Origin of the sequence: Bacillus sp. HMSC036E02 (genome assembly GCF_001836235.1) — a bacterium.
GTDB lineage: Bacteria > Bacillota > Bacilli > Bacillales > Bacillaceae_G > Bacillus_A > Bacillus_A cereus.
Genome location: NZ_KV827816.1, coordinates 331,891 through 350,427, shown reverse-complemented (window position 1 = coordinate 350,427; position 18,537 = coordinate 331,891). Strand labels below are relative to the sequence as shown.

The window sequence follows — 18,537 nt, the reverse complement described above, 5'->3', positions numbered from 1 at the left end:
TAAGATGGAACTAGGCGAATAAGGTAATAATAACAAGTAGGTAATTCATGGGAAAGGATCGATGAAAATGAAAACGCAAATTGTCATCAATGCCAAAATTTACACAGGTCAAGAAATAGTGGAAAACGGATTTATTCGTTACGCAGAAACCATTAAAGAAATTGGTTTGATGGCTCAATATGTACCACAAGAAAATGAAACTGTTTTTGATGCTACAGGGAAGATTGTAATTCCAGGTATGATCGATGTTCATATTCATGGTGGATACGATATTGATGCGATGGATGCAAATAGCGATGGGTTAGTAACTCTAGGTAAAGAAATGTTAAAAGAAGGGGTTACAACTTACTTCCCAACAACAATGACACAAGCTCCAGAGGCAATTGAAGCAGCGTTAACTGCTGCAAAAGAAGCAAAAGAAAAAGGAGCGCATTTCGAATATATTCACTTAGAAGGACCTTATGTTTCAAAGAAACGTGCAGGTGCACAACCACTTGAACATATCGTTCCTGCAAATATTGAGCAATTTAAACAATGGCAAGAAGCAAGTGGGAATTTAATTAAATTAGTAACGTATGCACCAGAAGAAGAGGGAGCGTTAGAGTTTGAACAATATCTTGCTGAAACTGGTGTAGTTGGCACAATGGGGCATACAGATGCAATTGATGCGCAACTAAAAAATAGAAAGATTACACATGCGACACATTTATACAATCAAATGCGTGGATTACATCACCGTGAACCAGGAGTTGTTGGTCATGTGTTATTAAATCCAGATGTAATGGTTGAAGTAATTACAGATGGCATTCATATTCACCCTGATATGGTGAAATTAGCATATAAGTTAAAAGGACCAAAAAAAGTAAGTGTTATCACTGACGCAATGCGTGCAAAGGGTCTTGAAGATGGATTATATGAGCTTGGCGGACAGCCAGTACATGTAAAAGATGGTAGTGCTCGATTAGAAGATGGAACATTAGCTGGTAGTATTTTAAAAATGGATCAAGCTTTCCGAAATGTAATTGAATTTACAGGTTGTTCAATCGAAGATGCAGTACTGATGACATCAGTTAACCAAGCAGAAGAGTTTGGATTAAATAATAAAGGTGCATTAGCGGTAGGAAAAGATGCAGACTTTGTTGTGATGAATGAAGATTTACATGTATATGATACGGTTCGTTTAGGAATTCATATGAAGGAAGGGAAGTAATTAAATGAATATTCTTGTTGTAAAAACTCCAGAAGAACTAGCAGAAGCAGGTTATAAATTAATTGAAGAAGTTGTAAAAACAAAAGAAAATCCAACGTTAGGAATGGCTACAGGAAGCTCTCCATTAGGTATTTATGCAGAAATGCGAAAAAATAAACTTGATACAAGCCGTGTAACCACTGTAAACTTAGATGAGTACGTAAATTTACCACATGAAGATAAAAACAGCTATCATTATTTCATGCAAGAACAGTTGTTTGATTATCTTCCATTTAAACAAACTTATGTACCAAACGGGATGGCAAGTGATTTAGAGGAAGAGTGCAAACGTTACGAGAGCATTCTAGCTGCTAACCCAGTTGACCTACAGATTCTTGGAATCGGTGAAAACGGTCACATCGGATTTAATGAGCCAGGAACACCGTTTAATTCTCCAACAAACATTGTTGAATTAACAGAATCTACACGCCAAGCAAACCTTCGCTTCTTCGAAAAAGAAGAAGATGTGCCAACTCATGCGATTACAATGGGAATTGGAAGCATTATGAAAGCGAAACAAGTTCTACTAGTTGCTATGGGTTCTAAAAAGGCAGAAGCTGTTAAAGAATTATTGCAAGGTGAATATAGTGAAGAGTGTCCGGCTACAGTTTTACAACGTCATCCGAATGTAACCGTAATCGCTGATCAAGAAGCTCTATCTTTATGCAGTGAGGCGATTGCTGATGAACATCGACAAGTATTCACCATTTCCGATCTATTATCAGATTCAAGAGTGGGTGAAACAGCTAATTGAGGACGGCGAATGGAAGCCGGGAGATAAAATCCCATCTGAGAATGAACTTTGTGATAAGTTCGAAGTGAGTCGAATGACAATCAGACAGGCGATTAATAATTTAGTGGAACAAGGCTATTTATATCGGAAGCGTGGAATTGGAACATTTGTCCAACTTCCGAAAGTGGAACAAAAATTGCAAGGAATGACGGGATTCACAGAAGACATGATTTCTCGTGGGATGAACCCAAGTAGTCAATTACTTAGTTTCCGCCTAGTTCCAGCTACTGCGAAAATAGCAGACCGGTTGAGAATACAGGAGGGGGAATCGGTTTATGAAGTGAGGCGTATTCGCTTAGCTGATGATGAACCGATTGCTTTTGAGACGACATATTTGTCGCCAGCTCTTGTAAAAGATATTAACGAAGAGATATTGCAACAATCTTTATATGAACATTTAGAGAAAAAACTGGGCTTTAAACTTGTTAGCGCTACTCAGTCAATTGAAGCTTCCGTTGCGACGGAAAATGAAGCTGAACATCTGCATATTCCTAAAAAGGCGCCTGTACTTGTAATGCGTCAATGGTCATATTCAGAAGGTGAGGTACCGCTAGAGTACGTGAAATGTATTTATCGTGGAGATCGTTATAAATTTATTACGAATATCGCACGTAACAAATAGTATATTTCAGTTTGTGAAGTACAGTGGAATTGAAAATGGTTAACATGTAAAGAAATAAAAATACGACTCATCCTTATAAGGAATGAGTCGTATTTTTATTATGAGCAATTACGTGGTTAACAGCATCTTTGACGTGATTTACTACATAGTGAGCGTGATTTTTTACTGCATCATCTGCTTGTGACATAGCAAAACTGTGAGGAGTTAAAGAAAACATAGGAATATCATTGTAAGAATCCCCTATACAAGCAATTTCCTCAGGTTTTATTTGAAACTCATTTAATAAAACAGAAATGGCAGAGCCTTTACTAACATTCGGTGGCATTACATCTAAACATTGTTCTGCTGAGATGAAAGTACTAACTTTCCCGTGGAATTTTTCATCAATTTTTTTCTGAAGGAGTTGCAAGCTCTCCTTTGTTCCACCGACAGAAATTTTATTTGGGAAAATTGTATCATCAATCTTCTGTAGTAAGTTTGGTTCTTCAACAGAAGTCATAGTTACTTGTTGTTCAAGTTCTTGAATAAAAGGTGTTTTCTCTTCAATGTAATAATTATGCTCATCACTTACATAACGGAAATAAGGATCTTCATTCGTCATAGCTAACAAATCGGGAAGTATGCTGGAATCAAAAGTTGCAGATAATAGTTGTTTATTTTCATGTGTATATACAAAAACACCATTTACACTAATGCGATGAAAATTTGTATTTACAGCTTTCATTAAGTCTGCAATTTCATTATCAAGTCTTCCGGAAGCGAAGCAAAGAATAACATTTTGTTCGGCAAGGCTGCGTAGTGCCGCAACATCTTGTTCATCAATAAGACCTCCGTGTTGCATCATTGTACCATCGATATCACTTACAAACATTTTAATCATGCTGTTATCTCCTTTCTATGTACAGTTGCTCTTACATTATACGCATCATATATAAACATGTCTAAAAAATGAATTTTTATTAAATGGCAGATGTTTTACATTGACGACAAAGAAGAATATTCTGTAACATGAAAGTAGGCTATTTAAGTACGAGGGTGGTGTTATATGAATAATTATCTAGAAATTAAAAAAGTTTTAAATAATAATGTCATCATTGCTAGCCATCCTGAACACGAGGAAGTAGTAGTGATTGGAAAAGGAATTGGATTTGGGAAAAAAGCGAAAGATGTATTGGAGCAAGAACAAATCGAAAAAATGTTTGTCTTAAAAAATGAACGTGATCGTGAACAATATAAATTATTAGTGCCGCATATTAGTGAAAAATTAATTGAATTGATGAACGATATTATGCTGTACATTCAAGAAAAAGCGAAATCTCCACTAAATGAACATATTCATATTGCGTTAACGGATCATATTTCATTTGCGATTAAAAGGTTAAAACAAGGACTTACAATTGATAACCCTTTTTTAGTTGAAACAAAAATGCTCTATCCAGAGGAATATGCAATTGCGGAAGGTGTTGTACAACTTTTAAATTCTCGTTTGCAAATTACATTGCCAGAAGGAGAAATTGGTTTTATTGCACTTCACATTTACAGTTCGCTTACAAATTCTGATTTATCTTCAGTTAATCAAAACTCCCGTCTCATTGCACAACTTGTATCTTTAATTGAGACAAACTTACAAATTACATTAGACCAAGAGAGCATTCATTATTTACGCCTTATTCGTCATCTTCAATATGCTATTGAGAGGGTGAAAAAAGGAGAAAAAGTAGAAGAATCGCAAAGTTTTGCTGATTTATTAAAGGCGGAGTATCCAGTTTGCTATAACTTGGCTTGGAAGCTAGTTAAGGTCATGCAAAAAGAGTTGCAACTACCTGTATATGAAGCTGAAAGTATTTATTTAACGATGCACTTGCAACGCTTAGTGAAGGCAGAGCATGTGTAAAAAGTCATATATTTTTGTCTAAAATGAAAACGTTAAAAAAAATGATTGAATCGCTTACAATAGTTATGTATAATAACTATTGCAAAGTTATACAAATTTCGACAAACACATTAAGGTGAGTAACGAAAACGTTTGCCTTAATTATAGTGAACTTATACGTAAACCTATTTTTGACACGTGTTACTGATTCGATCAGGCATGAGTGGAGAAAAGTAAGGAATGTAAGCTAGAGAAAGGGATATACTACCCTTTGTATAGCTATCGTTCTATCTTTTTTTCCTCATGTCTTTTTGGCGTTTGTCGGAAGGTATCAATATAGATAAGAGAGGAAGGGTTTCCATGTTTAAGAAGATCTTTGGTGTTCTTCAAAAAGTCGGAAAAGCGTTAATGCTTCCAGTAGCGATTTTACCGGCGGCAGGTATTTTACTTGGATTTGGTAATGCATTTCAAAATCCACAGTTAACAAATGTTATTCCTGCTTTAAAAGCAGATTGGTTCGTAATGGTTGCAAAAATTATGGAACAATCTGGTGATATTATTTTCGCTAACCTTGCATTATTATTCGCAGTTGGGGTAGCAATTGGTTTAGCTGGTGGAGACGGAGTAGCTGGTTTAGCAGCATTCGTCGGCTACTTAATTATGAACAAAACGATGAGTGTGTTCTTAGAAGTAGATAAGCTAGTGAAAGTAACAAGTTCTGGAGCAGACCCAGTAAAAATTGGATTTGCAGATCCAGCGTATGCAAACGTATTAGGTATTCCAACGCTACAAACAGGAGTATTTGGTGGTATTATCGTCGGTATAGTAGCGGCATATTGCTATAATAAATACTTCAACATTGAATTACCATCATACTTAGGTTTCTTTGCAGGTAAGCGCTTCGTACCGATCGCAACTGCAACATTCTCTTTAATAGTAGGTATTATCATGTGCTTCATTTGGCCATACATTCAAGGTGGCTTAAACACGTTCTCACATCAAATGATTGATGCAAATAGAACAATCGCAGCATTTATATTCGGTTTAATTGAACGTTCATTAATTCCATTTGGATTACATCACATTTTCTATTCACCGTTCTGGTTCGAATTCGGTCAGTATACAAATGCAGCTGGCGAATTAATCCGTGGTGACCAAAAAATCTTTATGGCACAGTTAAAAGACGGTGTAGAATTAACAGCAGGTACATTTACAACTGGTAAGTATCCGTTCATGATGTTTGGTCTTCCAGCAGCAGCTTTAGCAATGTACCATGAAGCACGTCCAGAAAATAAAAAATTAGCAGCAGGTATTTTAGGTTCTGCAGCATTAACATCTTTCTTAACAGGTATTACAGAGCCACTTGAATTTTCATTCTTATTCGTAGCGCCAGTATTATTCGGAATTCACGCTGTATTTGCTGGTCTATCATTTATGACAATGCAAATTTTAGGTGTTAAAATTGGTATGACATTCTCTGGTGGTTTAATTGACTTCCTATTATTCGGTGTATTACCAGGCCGTACAGCATGGTGGTGGGTAATTATTGTTGGTCTTGTACTAGCAGTTATTTACTACTTCGGATTCCGCTTTGCAATTCGCAAATGGAATCTAAAAACACCTGGTCGTGAAGTGGCAAATGCAAATGACGGCGCAGGAAAAGCAGAAGCAGGCGAACTTCCTCGTGAAGTATTAGTAGCACTTGGTGGTAAAGAAAACATTGCTTCTTTAGATGCTTGTATTACTCGTTTACGTGTTCAAGTTAACGAACAAAAGAATGTAAACAAAGACCGCTTAAAAGAACTTGGAGCAGCTGGTGTACTTGAAGTTGGAAATAACATTCAAGCTATTTTCGGGCCGAAATCTGACACATTAAAATCACAAATTCATGATATTATGTCAGGTCGTACACCTCATGTTGAAAAAGAAGAACCTGTAAAAGTGGAAGAAACTCCTCAAAAAGTTGATGAAAATGAAACAATTGTATCACCAATCGAAGGAAAAATCTTACCAATTACAGAAGTACCTGACCAAGTATTCTCAGGAAAAATGATGGGAGACGGATTTGCAATTGAACCAACTGAAGGAACAGTAGTTTCTCCAGTGAACGGTGAGATTGTCAATGTATTCCCTACAAAACATGCGATTGGCATTCAATCTGAAGGCGGAAAAGAAATTTTAATCCACTTCGGTATTGATACTGTAAAATTAAATGGTGAAGGTTTTGAAGCGCTTGTAGCACAAGGCGACAAGGTGAAACAAGGCCAACCATTATTAAAAGTAGATCTTGCATTTGTAAAAGAAAATGCACCATCTATCATTACACCAATTGTCTTTACAAACTTACAACAAGGGCAACAAGTCGAATTGAAAAAAGATGGAAATGTTAAGAAGGGCGAAACCGCTATTATTGACATTCAGTAGGAATTTGACGCAAAATGTTTATAATTATAATAGGCGATGTGGTTGACCGAACATCGCCTATTATATACAATAGATGGTGTAGTACTCACGTCTATACAACTAAAAAATACTGTAATTTAAAGGAGATAAATTATCATGGAAAAAATCTTTAAAGTAACTAGCGACTCAGGAATTCATGCTCGTCCAGCAACTCTACTTGTAAACACTGCAAGCAAATTCGGTTCTGACATTAACTTAGAGTATAACGGAAAGAACGTTAACTTAAAATCAATCATGGGCGTTATGTCTTTAGGCATTCAACAAAACGCAGAAATCAAAATCACTGCAAATGGTGATGATGCAGCTCAAGCACTAGCAGCTATCGAAGAAACTATGAAAAATGAAGGATTAGGAGAATAATGACTCTTAACATTCAAGGGATCGCTGCATCAAGTGGGATTGCTATTGCAAAGGCTTTCAGACTTGAAAATCCTGAATTTAACATCGAAAAGAAATCAATTACAAACGAAGCTGCAGAAATTGCACGCTTAGACGCTGCGCTTGAGAAAGCAAAAACTGAATTAGAAGCTATTAAGGACCACGCATTTGCTGAACTAGGTGCTGACAAAGCTGCGATCTTTGAAGCACATTTATTAGTGTTAAATGATCCAGAACTAGTAAACCCAGTAAAAGATAAAGTAAATAGCGAAAAAGTAAATGCTGAATTTGCAATGGATGAAGTTGCATCAATGTTTATTTCTATGTTTGAAAACATGGATAACGAATATATGAAAGAACGTGCTGCGGACATTCGTGACGTAACAAAACGCGTTCTTGCACATTTACTAGGAATTAACTTCTCAAATCCTGGTACAATTTCTGAAGAGGTAATCATCATTGCTGAAGATTTAACACCATCTGATACAGCTCAGTTAAACCGTAAGTATGCAAAAGGTTTCACTACTGATATCGGTGGACGTACATCTCACTCTGCAATTATGGCTCGTTCTATGGAAATTCCAGCTGTTGTTGGTACGAAAGTTGTTATGGAGAAAATCCAAAACGGCGATATCGTTATCATTGACGGTTTAGATGGAGAAGTAATTGTAAATCCATCAGAAGAAACTCTTCGTTCGTTTGAAGAAAAGAAAGCGAAATTTGAAGAGCAAAAAGCTGAATGGGCTAAATTAAAAGACCAAGCTACTGTAACAAGTGACGGACATCACGTTGAGCTTGTTGCAAATATCGGAACACCAAATGATGTACAAGGTATTATCGATAATGGCGGAGAAGGCGTTGGCTTATACCGTACAGAATTCTTATACATGGGCCGTGATAATCTTCCAACAGAAGAAGAGCAGTTCGAAGCGTATAAAGCAGTTCTTGAAGGTGTAAAAGAAGGTCAACCAGTCGTTGTTCGTACACTTGACATCGGTGGAGATAAAGAGCTTCCATACTTACATTTACCAAAAGAAATGAACCCATTCTTAGGATACCGTGCAATTCGCTTATGTCTTGATGAGCAAGATGTGTTCCGTACACAACTTCGTGCATTACTTCGTGCTAGCGTATACGGTAACTTAAAAATTATGTTCCCAATGATTGCAACTCTTGATGAGTTCCGTCAAGCGAAAGCGATTTTATTAGAAGAGAAAGCGAAACTTGTAGAAGCGGGTACAACTGTTTCTGATTCTATTGAAGTTGGTATGATGGTTGAAATCCCAGCTTCAGCAGTATTAGCAGATCAATTCGCGAAAGAAGTTGACTTCTTCTCTATCGGAACAAATGATTTAATCCAATACACAATGGCTGCAGACCGTATGAACGAACAAGTATCTTACTTATACCAACCATATAACCCATCTATTTTACGTCTTGTAAAAATGGTTATCGATGCTGCTCATAAAGAAGGCAAATGGGCTGGTATGTGTGGTGAGATGGCGGGCGATTCACTTGCTATCCCATTATTATTAGGATTAGGTTTAGATGAGTTCAGTATGAGTGCAACATCTATTCTTCCTGCAAGAACACAGCTAAGCAAGTTGTCAAAAGCAGAAATGGAAACATTAGCAGAAAAAGCATTAATGATGTCAACTGCTGAAGAAGTTGTTGAACTAGTTAAAAGCATATAAACAATAAAAAAACCTGAGCCGATTTGAAATCGGTCTCAGGTTTTTTCTATGAGAAAAGTAAATCTTATTTGCTTACTATTGAGGATAAGAGACAGAATTAGATAGCGATTGCAACGATATCAGTTGGGCATACACGTAAAATACCAGTAAAAGTATTTCGATTTTGATTGTTCTTATCGTCTTTATTGTTATCTTTGTTATCTTTGTTATTACGAGCTAAAGCAGAGAAAAGAGCAACACCGTTAGCGAAACCTTCAAAAATTACATTATTGAAAGTGCCATTACCTCTAATGCTTAAAAGAGAAAGCTCTGTTCCAACTGAAATGCTAGCAAGTACGTTACATACAGCTGGTTGTTGTGGTCTAACTACTTCTCTCTCTTTCTCGCGATGTTCGCGATGGTCACACTCTCTTTCACGATGATGACAGTCTCTAAAGTTATCACAGCATCCAAATGATCCAAACATAATCCTCATCACCCCCTTCACACTTATAATCTATGTAAGTTCGGTAGTTAGTGACTGGACAGAGAGTGGAATTTTTTCTAGGGGATTTTCTCATTTTAAATGACTAGCTGGGTGTTTAGTATGGAATGATGTTTAAAATAGGGGGAATATAACAAAAAAATGTAAAAACCACCGAAATAAATGAAATGGGTAGCCTTTACACTTTTTTACTTTTATATAAAACGATGATATATACAGGAAGAGCTAGGAGTAGTGGCACAATGGATCGTGCAGTATGTTTTTCTGATTCTAATTGGAATGCTTCTTCTTTTGGAAATTGTAAAATGGAGATGTTTGCGGCATCACCAATAAAATATAGAAGCAGTACAGTTACTATGTAACATAAAAGTGCGATAAAGCTTCCGTATGAACTCAATGAAAATCCCTCTCTTGTTATCTATTTGTTATCATTGTATCACAATTGTAACAAAAATACACGGGTATATTTCAACACCTTAACAAAATTCGACACGAAACGTCACGTTTATTTATGAGGAGGGAATAGAATATACTTTTCCATAAGTATAAATGTCGAATGATTTGCAGTAATATTACAAAAGTATGACAGGGAATAAAAAAACGAAGGCAACGTAGTTACCTTCGTTTTTTATTATTTTGCCCACTCACTCACTTGCTCTACGCTCATGCGAGGTGCAGGGTGGCCTTTTAAAGTTGATTCACCAATTGTAATAAGCATAATTGGAACGTAACGAGATGAAACGTTAAATTCGTCTGTCAGTGCTTGTGGATTGAAGCCACCAATAGCACAAGTATCCCAACCAGTTGCTTTAGCTGCAAGCATAAGTTGCATTGCTGCTAAAGATGCATTTGAAAAGGCAGCATCTCTTGGGAATTGTTCACGAGCATATGCAGATTCAATATTTTTAGCTAAGCGTTCTTTTGCTTCTTCTTTCATAAATCCTTGTTCTACAATTGGACCATATACCGGCTCAACATTTTTATAAGCTTCTAAATCGCCTAAAATAGCGACTACTGCAGAAGCATCAAGAATTTGTTGTTGGTTATAAGCTATTGGGTGTAATCGTTTTTGTACATCTTCACCTTGAAAAACAAGGAATTTCCAGTGTTGTAAGTTCCAAGCGGAAGGTGCTTGTGCTGCGGCTTTTAAAATCTCATGTAATTCTGTAGATGAGATTTCTTTATTTGGGTTGAATGCACGTGTAGATGTGCGTTCATATAGAACATCAAAAAAGTTGTCGTTTGTCATTGTATATCCTCCAAATTGTATATCGAATTATTTTCAAAAAAATAATATACACTACTTACATTTTGTAAGTTATCGAATTTAAGAATATAATATCTTTATTTTAATTGTCAAGTTTTAAAAATTAGCTAGGGCATTCATACAAACGATACAATTCCTACAATCATACACTAAAAAAGGAATTTATAGAGTGAAAAGCGAAGATAACATTCTCAATTAGCTTGTTAATATGTATCTCTCACAAATTAAAGTTTATTGGAGACCAGTCTTTTAAAAAAGTTTGTGAGGAATTCAGTAGAACAAGATATATGAAGTGAGTGAAGACTAGTGATGAACATACTACATTTTTTATTAGAGAATACGGTTTTCCAAAATGTGTTACAAGATCTGCAGTTAAATGTCCTTTATATAGAAAATGGATGTAAGCATCAACAAACGGTAGAAAATATCCATCCCAAATGTATGTTTATAGCAAATAGTTTTGAAGAGGGCGAACTATTATTTCAAAGAACGAAACCACACATTATCATTACGTATGTAACAGATTATTCTCAAATAAAATATATAAAGAATATGTATACTCCGCACAGTACATTCATTGTCATTTGGGATCAACAAATAACAAAAGAATTCACAGATGTACTTGCATTAGGAATACGTAATATTGTAATAGCTCCTGTAACTCCGCAAGCAGTGTTAGAGGAAGTGAATAAGAGTTTGTATCAACTTTCTTTAGTAAGGCAAGTTAGTTTGCAGCAGGAATTGCTTCAAACGATGTTTGATTTTCAAAATGATCTATTATTTATAGTAGAAGATGATGAAATAGTTGATTGTAATACAAATTTTTTAGCTTTTTTCGGATATGAAAATTTGTTTGCCTATCGTGAGCAACATTTAGTATTTGCTGAACATTTTATTAGAGAAAATGGATACTACTCGACGACGCATGATATAACATGGCTAGACGATACTTTATCTAGTGGTAGAAGAATTAAGATGTTAAATTATGAAGGGGCAGTATCTACTTTTCTATTACGTGCGACACCATTGCCAGAAGATTTATCAAGATTTATTGTAAAGTGCACGGAAATTACAGAATTAGATGAAATCTATCAAGAACAAGAAAGACTTGCTATGATAGATTCATTGACAGAGATTTATAATCGTTTAAAGTTTCAACAAATACTAGAGATAGAATGGGAAAAGGTAATACGTAGTGATGAGAAAATAGCAATCATTTTATTTGATATAGATAATTTTAAAACAGTTAATGACACATATGGTCATGATTTTGGCGATTTAGCATTAATACAACTTGCAGAGCTTATGAAATCTAAAGTGGAGCAGCAACATGTATTTGCAAGATGGGGAGGAGAAGAATTCATTATATTAGTGACAAATACAGTAGAAAAGGAAGCATTTCAAGTTGCGGAGTCATTACGATTCTTTATTGAAACAAAGCAATTTACTGGAATTTCGAAGTTAACAGCTAGCTTTGGAGTTGCGTTATATGAACAAGGAACTACAAGAGAAGAATTAATGCAACGAGCGGACATTGCATTATATGAAGCGAAAAAAAATGGAAAGAATCAAGTATGTGTGTATAGAAAAGAAAAAATGTAATTTTTCGCAACAAATTGTTGCGATTTTTTTTTATTGTTTGATAATAGAATAGGGGGGATAATTTTTAGCGAAGGAATTATGGAGGATCAATATGATAAAAAAAGTAATGGTGATGGCTTCACTGTCTGCTATAGTTGGCAGCGGAGTATACTATTTTCTTGTTAGCCCCAATATAAAGGAAAACACTGTATTAACAACGAAAGTGAATCCTACTATTGAATCGGAAGTACAAGGGAATATAGAAGAAAAAGAAGAGCAACAAATTGATTATGCTAGTATATCTCAAAAATTAGATCAATATTTAGTCGGAAAGCAATTTAATGGAACAGTTTTGGTAACAGATAAAGAGCGTGTTATATTGAATAAAGGATATGGGTATGCTGATGTTCAAAATAAAATAGAAAATACCCCTCAAACAAAATATCGTATCGGTTCTATTACGAAAACAGTTGTTGCCACATCTATTTTACAGTTGCAAGAACAAGGTAAATTGAATATTCAAGATAATGTAAATAAATATATTCCTTCATTTCCGGAGAATAAAAATATTACGCTATATCATTTATTAACGCATACCTCTGGTTTACCTGAACATGCGAAAGGAAATGTGAATGCTGCTTCCCGTTTACAGTTAATTAATTGGATTGGACGTCAAAATTTAGAATTTCCTGCAGGAACAGGTTGGAGATATACAGATTATAATTATATGGTTCTTGCTTATATAATAGAACATATCTCCAAAAAACCTTTAGGAGATTACATAAAAGAAAACATATTTTTAAAAGTAGATATGCATGAATCCGGTATGGGAAATATGGTACCTGGAGATAAAAATTTTGCAAAGGGTTATGTGAAAAAAAATCAAGAGCTTGTACCAGCGCAGAAGTTAGGCATGGATTGGCTATATGGTTGTGGTGAGATGTATACGACAGTTGGAGATATGAAGAAGTTAGACGAAGCTATTATAAATGGAAAACTTCTTTCTGAACAAAGTATACAAGCAATGTTTTCGCCTTCAGTAGAACGGAAATATGCATTTAGTTTTTATATATATCCAGATTATTTTCATAATCATGGTGTATTATCTGGTTGGAACACTTTCAATAATTTTAATAAAGAAAAAGGAATTTTTGTTATGTTATTTTCAAATGTGAAAAATAGTATGGATGATGACTTTAATAAAGAGTTCCGAAAGATGGTAAATGATTTATTAGAACAAAGGGGATGAGAAAATGGAACATAAAACTGTATCAATAGGTTTCATTGGTATTGGCGTAATGGGAAAAAGTATGGTTTATCACTTAATGCAAGATGGTCATAAAGTATATGTATATAATAGAACGAAAGCAAAAACAGATTCTTTAGTGCAAGCTGGTGCACATTGGTGTGATACGCCAAAAGAGTTAGTGAAGCAAGTTGATATTGTAATGACAATGGTTGGATATCCACATGATGTAGAAGAAGTGTATTTTGGTATAGAAGGAATTATAGAACATGCAAAAGAAGGTACGATAGCAATTGACTTTACGACATCTACACCTACTTTAGCAAAACGTATTAATGAAGTTGCAAAAAGCAAAAAAATATATACGTTAGATGCACCTGTCTCAGGAGGAGATGTTGGCGCGAAAGAAGCAAAACTCGCAATTATGGTAGGTGGAGAGAAAGAAATATATGATAGATGCTTACCTTTACTTGAAAAGTTAGGAACAAACATTCAATTACAAGGACCAGCTGGGAGTGGACAACATACAAAAATGTGTAATCAAATTGCCATTGCTTCCAATATGATTGGAGTATGTGAAGCTGTTGCTTACGCGAAGAAGGCTGGACTGAATCCAGATAAAGTGTTAGAGAGTATTTCAACAGGGGCAGCAGGTAGCTGGTCATTAAGTAATTTAGCTCCTCGAATGTTAAAAGGAGACTTTGAGCCAGGATTTTATGTAAAGCATTTTATGAAAGATATGAAAATTGCTTTAGAGGAAGCAGAAAAATTACAATTACCAGTCCCAGGCTTAAGTTTGGCGAAAGAATTGTATGAAGAGTTAATTAATGATGGCGAAGAAAATAGTGGAACACAAGTATTATATAAAAAATATATAAGGGGGTAAACGAGGTGGACCTTCAAAAGTTTGATGAGATGATTGATACTGTACAGCGAGCTACTTGTATGCAAATTAATGAAAGACAAAAAGAAGCTTTTAAACAAAAATATGATTTTGAACCAGAATTTGAATATGGAAGAGATGAGAAGGGGCATTATGTAATTCGAACCTCAAAAAAGATGTTAGAAGAAATGGAGTTTTATTTAGCATTGAAATATGATCGTGATGGAGTGGATCTTTATATGCAAGCTGAGATTGACGGCATATTTCATGTATCTGTTAGCTATGGTGAAGATGCCCTACATTTACAAGAATTGTTTCAATTTCTAGAAGAAAATAAATAAAAGTCCTCAAATGAGGACTTTTATTTATTTAGTCATCTTTAATTTTTATAATTATAAGTTAGAAGCCCGGCGGCATCGTTCAACCGGGAACGGGATAATTTGTGCGATGTGATTAGGGCCAAATTGTTTTGTACGAGCATGGCGTATTATATAAAAAGCACACAGAATTGAAACAGGAATAGCGCCGAATAAACCAAAAAATAAAGCGCTTACACAAGATGCGACAAATCCTAAAACACCAATTTCTAACTCTTCCATAATAGCTCCTAAAATAACAGGAAATGCTCCACATGTAACTCCAAGTATAAGTGCGATAAGTAAGCTCATGATTATCCCCCTCTGTTTGCGATATTATTTTCCTTCTTAGTTAATTGTAGTATATCATATATAAAACAGAATTTTCAGAAAAAAATCAAAAAATGTTCAAAAATTGTTCAGAAAATGCACTTGAAAAATCAAGGTGTTAAACTTGTGATGAAATGGTACTTTCAAGTAAATAAAAAATCAGGCTTATTTCAAAATGAAATAAGCCTGTTCCATAGGAGGATGTATATATGTAGAGTGAATAAAAGTTTGGAAAAGGGGGTCCAAGTCCTTTTATTCAACTAACTACCTTAATAGATTGGAACCCAGCCTTCAGTTGTCACAAAAATACGAATAGCTACAACTTGGCGATCATCTTGCAAGGTAAAATAATGTCTTGCATTTTCAGGAACAGATATTAAATCGCCTGGCTCAAGTTCAACATCAAAGAATTTCCCATCTTTACCTTCAATAGCGAAAATGCCATGACCACTGACGATAAAACGAACTTCGTCATCTGTATGATGGTGTTCCTTTTGGAAATTAATTAATAATTCGTCAAGGTTAGGGGTGCTATTTGAAAGTGAAATTACATCATGTGCTTTATAACCACGGCGTGCTGAAACATCAGCGATTTCTTTTGAAAACACAGCTAATATTTCAGCTTTGTTTTCATCTGTTAAAGAATAATTTTCATTTAAATGAGTAGGAAGTTTAGAAATATTCCATTTCTCATATAAAACGCCTTCCTCTTGTAGAAATTTAGATACTTCCACTTCATTTTCAATACGAGTATTTACTTCATGAATACGAATTTGCGCCATTAGAAACGCCTCCTTGAATTGATAATAGTTTTATATGAAATTGGAATAAAAACTCATAAGCTTCTAATCTCTTCTTTGCATCAAAGCTATCTCGACCCCATACGGTAATACCGTGGTTACGGATTAATACTGCACCCGAATCTCCTTGTATATGCTTTCGGAAGTTTTCTCCAAGCGTTGGGATATGGGCATGGTTTTCAATAATAGGAATTTGAATTGTTGCACCTTCTTCCCAAATATCGAGAGCTTTAATAATTTCTTGATTTTGAAGGGTGACTGCATCACTATATAAATTTGTGATGACATTATTATCAGTTGTATGAACATGAAGTACGCACCCGGCATTCGTATTGTTATAAATGTGTGTATGCAATATTGTTTCTGCTGAAGGGCGTAATTCAGTCTCTAAAACGGGAACTCCTACATGATCTACTAATAGAAAATCATCTGGAGTGGTTTTTGTTTTATCTTTACCGCTTGCTGTAATAAGAAAAGTAAGTGGTTCATGGCTAACCTTTATAGAAATATTACCACTTGTTGCTGGAAACCAATTTCGTGTTGTTAACTCTTTTTTTAACTCGCTTAAGTCATACCATTGACGAAAAAGTTGTTTCATGCCTTCACCTCCAACAAAAGTTTTAATTCAGCTTGCACATCTTGAAATGTTTCAAACGGTGTATAAGCAATATGATTTTCTTCACACTTTGTAATAAGAAAATCGCGAGCGAATACTTTATCAGCTTGTTTCGCGGCTTGTAAATCAGTAATAGAATCTCCAATTACAATATGAAAGTCATTTGTATCACTTAATTTACGGATTAATGATGATTTACATAATCCGCAATGATTTTGACAATGATCATCACAAGAATGAGGCCATTTAACTGTAATAAACTCTGCTGAAAAGTCTGTTTCATTACAATAAATTTGCTCTTTTGGAATGATTCCATGTAAGAGTGGATAGACGAAGAAATCCATTCCACCTGATATCACGTAAAAAGAAATGTTATTTTTCTTTACGAATTGTATAAACTCATGAAAACCACTACGGATTTCAGCAGTTTCTATTAAAAATTGAATAATATCATCGTGCAGATTAGTAGGTATGAATTGAAATAATTGAGAAACACCTTCTTGAATGGATAGTTCTTGTGATAAAATTTTATTCTTTACTTCTTCGGCTTCTGGTGGTGCGAATTTTTCCATAATGGACATAATGTTATCATTATTTGTAATCGTGCCATCGAAATCACAAAATACTTGAATACTCATAATTTCACCTCATAAGAGGGATTTCCCCATATTTGTAGTGCACTATGCAAATTTATGTCGTCTACTTCATGGAGTGGTTTATTTTGCAAAGTAGCATCAATTGCAGTACGGAAAGCTTTACCGCCGCCTTGCGCTCCATTTGGATGTCCGTGTATCCCGCCGCCAGCATTAATAACAACATCTTTACCGAAATCTCGTACAATAAAGGGAACGAAACCAGGATGAATACCAGCAGACGGAACAGAAAAGCTCTTCTTGAAAAATGCATCGTCTTCAGTTAAATATTTTGAGATAGCAAGAGCCTCCTCTTTTTCTAGCGCAACACTTCCGTATGGAGATGGGAATAATGAAAAGTCAGCCCCAGCATAACGTAGTAGCTTTCCAAGTAATAATGGTGATGAAACTCCATATAACTTGGATGCTGAATAAGCACCACTTACAGCAGGATGTGCCATAATAGGAACTGGGATTTCATCATCTTCTGCAAGTGATTGTAGTACATCTAGTCCGTAAGCAAATACGTTAAATAATAGAATATCAGCTCCAGCTTGCACTGCACGTTTAGCATTTTCTTTTAAATCAAAAGTTCGTCCTGTTAAATTTAAGGCATATAACGTTTTATGACCGTATGTTTCGTAGACAGATTGTAAAACTTCTTTTCCAGATACAATGCGTTTCGTAAGTGGTGTTAATGCATTTTCAAATAATATTTCATCATCTTTTACTATATCTACACCACCAATTGCTTGATCGCGTAATTGCGTTTTTAAATACCCAATGTTTCGTCCAATCATTCCTTTAAAAATACTCATTAAAAGGGGACGATCATGCACTTGTAAAAGATTTCGAATACCATCTATCCCGAATTTTGGACCAGGAAAATGTTTTTTTAACTCGTCTGAAAAAGTTAAGTCAATTAGTTTTACTTCGCCATCAAGTGATAGCTTTCCAAATGTAGTCGTTAAAATCGCTGGTAAATCTGGACTGAAGTTTAATAGCGGATATTCGATTTTAATAATTCCGCGTTTTACTTTTTTACGTAAATACGAATTGGTATATTCATGTTCAGCTAATTCCTCAACACGAATGACGTTGCCTTTATGCTGCTTTAATTGTTCTTGCAATAAGTGTGGCAAATGAGTCCAAGAGCCAATTGTTAAACCAAGTGCAATTTGCTCAGCTTTTTTTTCTAAGTTATGTGAATCATCATGGATTAAATACGTCGCTATAATTCCGCTCATTGTTATAACCTCCTAGTTAAATA

General features: G+C 35.1%; 20 protein-coding genes. 11 read left to right on the top strand and 9 right to left on the bottom strand.

All coding sequences use genetic code 11. The features are described 5' to 3' along the window. Nucleotides 1-67: 67 nt before the first annotated feature. The 3 genes from nagA to phnF are packed head-to-tail and all read left to right on the top strand — an operon-like array spanning nt 68 to nt 2,664. Nucleotides 68-1,210, top strand: coding sequence for an N-acetylglucosamine-6-phosphate deacetylase (gene nagA, locus HMPREF2590_RS06130; protein ID WP_001987227.1), 1,143 nt, complete (start codon nt 68-70; stop codon nt 1,208-1,210). A 4-nt stretch (nt 1,211-1,214) separates the two neighbouring features. Beyond that, on the top strand, nt 1,215-2,003 hold the full coding sequence (nagB, locus tag HMPREF2590_RS06125; RefSeq protein WP_001024214.1) for a glucosamine-6-phosphate deaminase: 789 nt from the start codon (nt 1,215-1,217) through the stop codon (nt 2,001-2,003). Next, nucleotides 1,933-2,664 carry a phosphonate metabolism transcriptional regulator PhnF gene (phnF, locus tag HMPREF2590_RS06120; protein ID WP_021727649.1) on the top strand — a complete coding sequence of 244 codons (732 nt, stop codon included), beginning with the start codon at nt 1,933-1,935 and terminating at the stop codon, nt 2,662-2,664. Before nagB ends, phnF begins: the two co-directional genes overlap by 71 nt. Nucleotides 2,665-2,737: 73 nt before the next feature. On the opposite strand, the gene HMPREF2590_RS06115 is transcribed toward phnF, so the two are convergent. Next, on the bottom strand, nt 2,738-3,544 hold the full coding sequence (locus HMPREF2590_RS06115) for a Cof-type HAD-IIB family hydrolase (RefSeq protein WP_000594244.1): 807 nt from the start codon (nt 3,542-3,544) through the stop codon (nt 2,738-2,740). A 165-nt stretch (nt 3,545-3,709) separates the two neighbouring features. Between HMPREF2590_RS06115 and glcT the strand changes: the two genes are divergently transcribed. The 4 genes from glcT to ptsP all read left to right on the top strand — a co-directional run bounded on the left by glcT (nt 3,710) and on the right by ptsP (nt 9,072). Beyond that, the gene (gene glcT / locus HMPREF2590_RS06110; RefSeq protein ID WP_001067317.1) at nt 3,710-4,558 is read left to right on the top strand and encodes a glucose PTS transporter transcription antiterminator GlcT; all 849 of its coding nucleotides are present in this window, start codon (nt 3,710-3,712) and stop codon (nt 4,556-4,558) included. A gap of 339 nt (nt 4,559-4,897) precedes the next feature. Continuing rightward, a complete protein-coding gene (gene ptsG / locus HMPREF2590_RS06105) occupies nt 4,898-6,961 on the top strand; it encodes a PTS glucose transporter subunit IIABC (protein ID WP_000473174.1) in 2,064 nt (687 codons plus the stop codon). 135 nt (nt 6,962-7,096) lie between these two features. Continuing rightward, the gene (ptsH, locus tag HMPREF2590_RS06100) at nt 7,097-7,360 is read left to right on the top strand and encodes a phosphocarrier protein HPr (RefSeq protein WP_000411080.1); all 264 of its coding nucleotides are present in this window, start codon (nt 7,097-7,099) and stop codon (nt 7,358-7,360) included. Next, nucleotides 7,360-9,072: a phosphoenolpyruvate--protein phosphotransferase gene (gene ptsP / locus HMPREF2590_RS06095; RefSeq protein WP_000174207.1), complete on the top strand. Its 1,713-nt coding sequence runs from the start codon at nt 7,360-7,362 to the stop codon at nt 9,070-9,072. The genes ptsH and ptsP overlap by 1 nt, the downstream gene beginning before the upstream one ends. Nucleotides 9,073-9,169: 97 nt before the next feature. On the opposite strand, the gene HMPREF2590_RS06090 is transcribed toward ptsP, so the two are convergent. The 3 genes from HMPREF2590_RS06090 to HMPREF2590_RS06080 form a co-directional block, all read right to left on the bottom strand. Next, the gene (locus tag HMPREF2590_RS06090; RefSeq protein ID WP_000468039.1) at nt 9,170-9,538 is read right to left on the bottom strand and encodes a DUF3915 domain-containing protein; all 369 of its coding nucleotides are present in this window, start codon (nt 9,536-9,538) and stop codon (nt 9,170-9,172) included. A gap of 196 nt (nt 9,539-9,734) precedes the next feature. Continuing rightward, nucleotides 9,735-9,953 (bottom strand): hypothetical protein, encoded by a 219-nt coding sequence (locus HMPREF2590_RS06085; protein WP_000100485.1) that lies wholly within the window; start codon nt 9,951-9,953, stop codon nt 9,735-9,737. A 234-nt stretch (nt 9,954-10,187) separates the two neighbouring features. Further along, entirely contained in the window at nt 10,188-10,805 is a 618-nt protein-coding gene (locus tag HMPREF2590_RS06080; RefSeq protein WP_000180372.1) for a nitroreductase family protein, read from the bottom strand. Nucleotides 10,806-11,132: 327 nt separating this feature from the next. On the opposite strand from HMPREF2590_RS06080, the gene HMPREF2590_RS06075 reads away from it, so the two are divergent. The 4 genes from HMPREF2590_RS06075 (at nt 11,133) to HMPREF2590_RS06060 (ending at nt 14,874) form a co-directional block, all read left to right on the top strand. Further along, complete coding sequence (locus HMPREF2590_RS06075) at nt 11,133-12,425, top strand: GGDEF domain-containing protein (RefSeq protein WP_001023188.1); 1,293 nt, start codon at nt 11,133-11,135, stop codon at nt 12,423-12,425. Nucleotides 12,426-12,516: 91 nt separating this feature from the next. Then, nucleotides 12,517-13,653, top strand: coding sequence for a serine hydrolase domain-containing protein (locus HMPREF2590_RS06070; protein WP_000592906.1), 1,137 nt, complete (start codon nt 12,517-12,519; stop codon nt 13,651-13,653). Between the two features lie 4 nt (nt 13,654-13,657). Next, the gene (locus HMPREF2590_RS06065) at nt 13,658-14,536 is read left to right on the top strand and encodes an NAD(P)-dependent oxidoreductase (protein WP_000400472.1); all 879 of its coding nucleotides are present in this window, start codon (nt 13,658-13,660) and stop codon (nt 14,534-14,536) included. Nucleotides 14,537-14,541: 5 nt separating this feature from the next. Further along, on the top strand, nt 14,542-14,874 hold the full coding sequence (locus HMPREF2590_RS06060) for a DUF3909 family protein (RefSeq protein WP_000365622.1): 333 nt from the start codon (nt 14,542-14,544) through the stop codon (nt 14,872-14,874). A 51-nt stretch (nt 14,875-14,925) separates the two neighbouring features. Here the strand turns inward: HMPREF2590_RS06060 and HMPREF2590_RS06055 are convergent, their stop codons facing one another. From HMPREF2590_RS06055 to mtnW, 5 genes are all read right to left on the bottom strand, one after another. Further along, nucleotides 14,926-15,201, bottom strand: coding sequence for a hypothetical protein (locus tag HMPREF2590_RS06055; RefSeq protein ID WP_000054658.1), 276 nt, complete (start codon nt 15,199-15,201; stop codon nt 14,926-14,928). 287 nt (nt 15,202-15,488) lie between these two features. After that, nucleotides 15,489-16,001: a 1,2-dihydroxy-3-keto-5-methylthiopentene dioxygenase gene (locus HMPREF2590_RS06050; RefSeq protein WP_000057317.1), complete on the bottom strand. Its 513-nt coding sequence runs from the start codon at nt 15,999-16,001 to the stop codon at nt 15,489-15,491. Beyond that, nucleotides 15,979-16,617 carry a methylthioribulose 1-phosphate dehydratase gene (locus tag HMPREF2590_RS06045; protein ID WP_000811347.1) on the bottom strand — a complete coding sequence of 213 codons (639 nt, stop codon included), beginning with the start codon at nt 16,615-16,617 and terminating at the stop codon, nt 15,979-15,981. Before HMPREF2590_RS06045 ends, HMPREF2590_RS06050 begins: the two co-directional genes overlap by 23 nt. Then, entirely contained in the window at nt 16,614-17,273 is a 660-nt protein-coding gene (locus tag HMPREF2590_RS06040; protein ID WP_000027457.1) for a 2-hydroxy-3-keto-5-methylthiopentenyl-1-phosphate phosphatase, read from the bottom strand. The genes HMPREF2590_RS06045 and HMPREF2590_RS06040 overlap by 4 nt, the downstream gene beginning before the upstream one ends. Then, the gene (mtnW, locus tag HMPREF2590_RS06035) at nt 17,270-18,514 is read right to left on the bottom strand and encodes a 2,3-diketo-5-methylthiopentyl-1-phosphate enolase (protein ID WP_000014198.1); all 1,245 of its coding nucleotides are present in this window, start codon (nt 18,512-18,514) and stop codon (nt 17,270-17,272) included. The genes HMPREF2590_RS06040 and mtnW overlap by 4 nt, the downstream gene beginning before the upstream one ends. Nucleotides 18,515-18,537 lie beyond the last annotated feature (23 nt).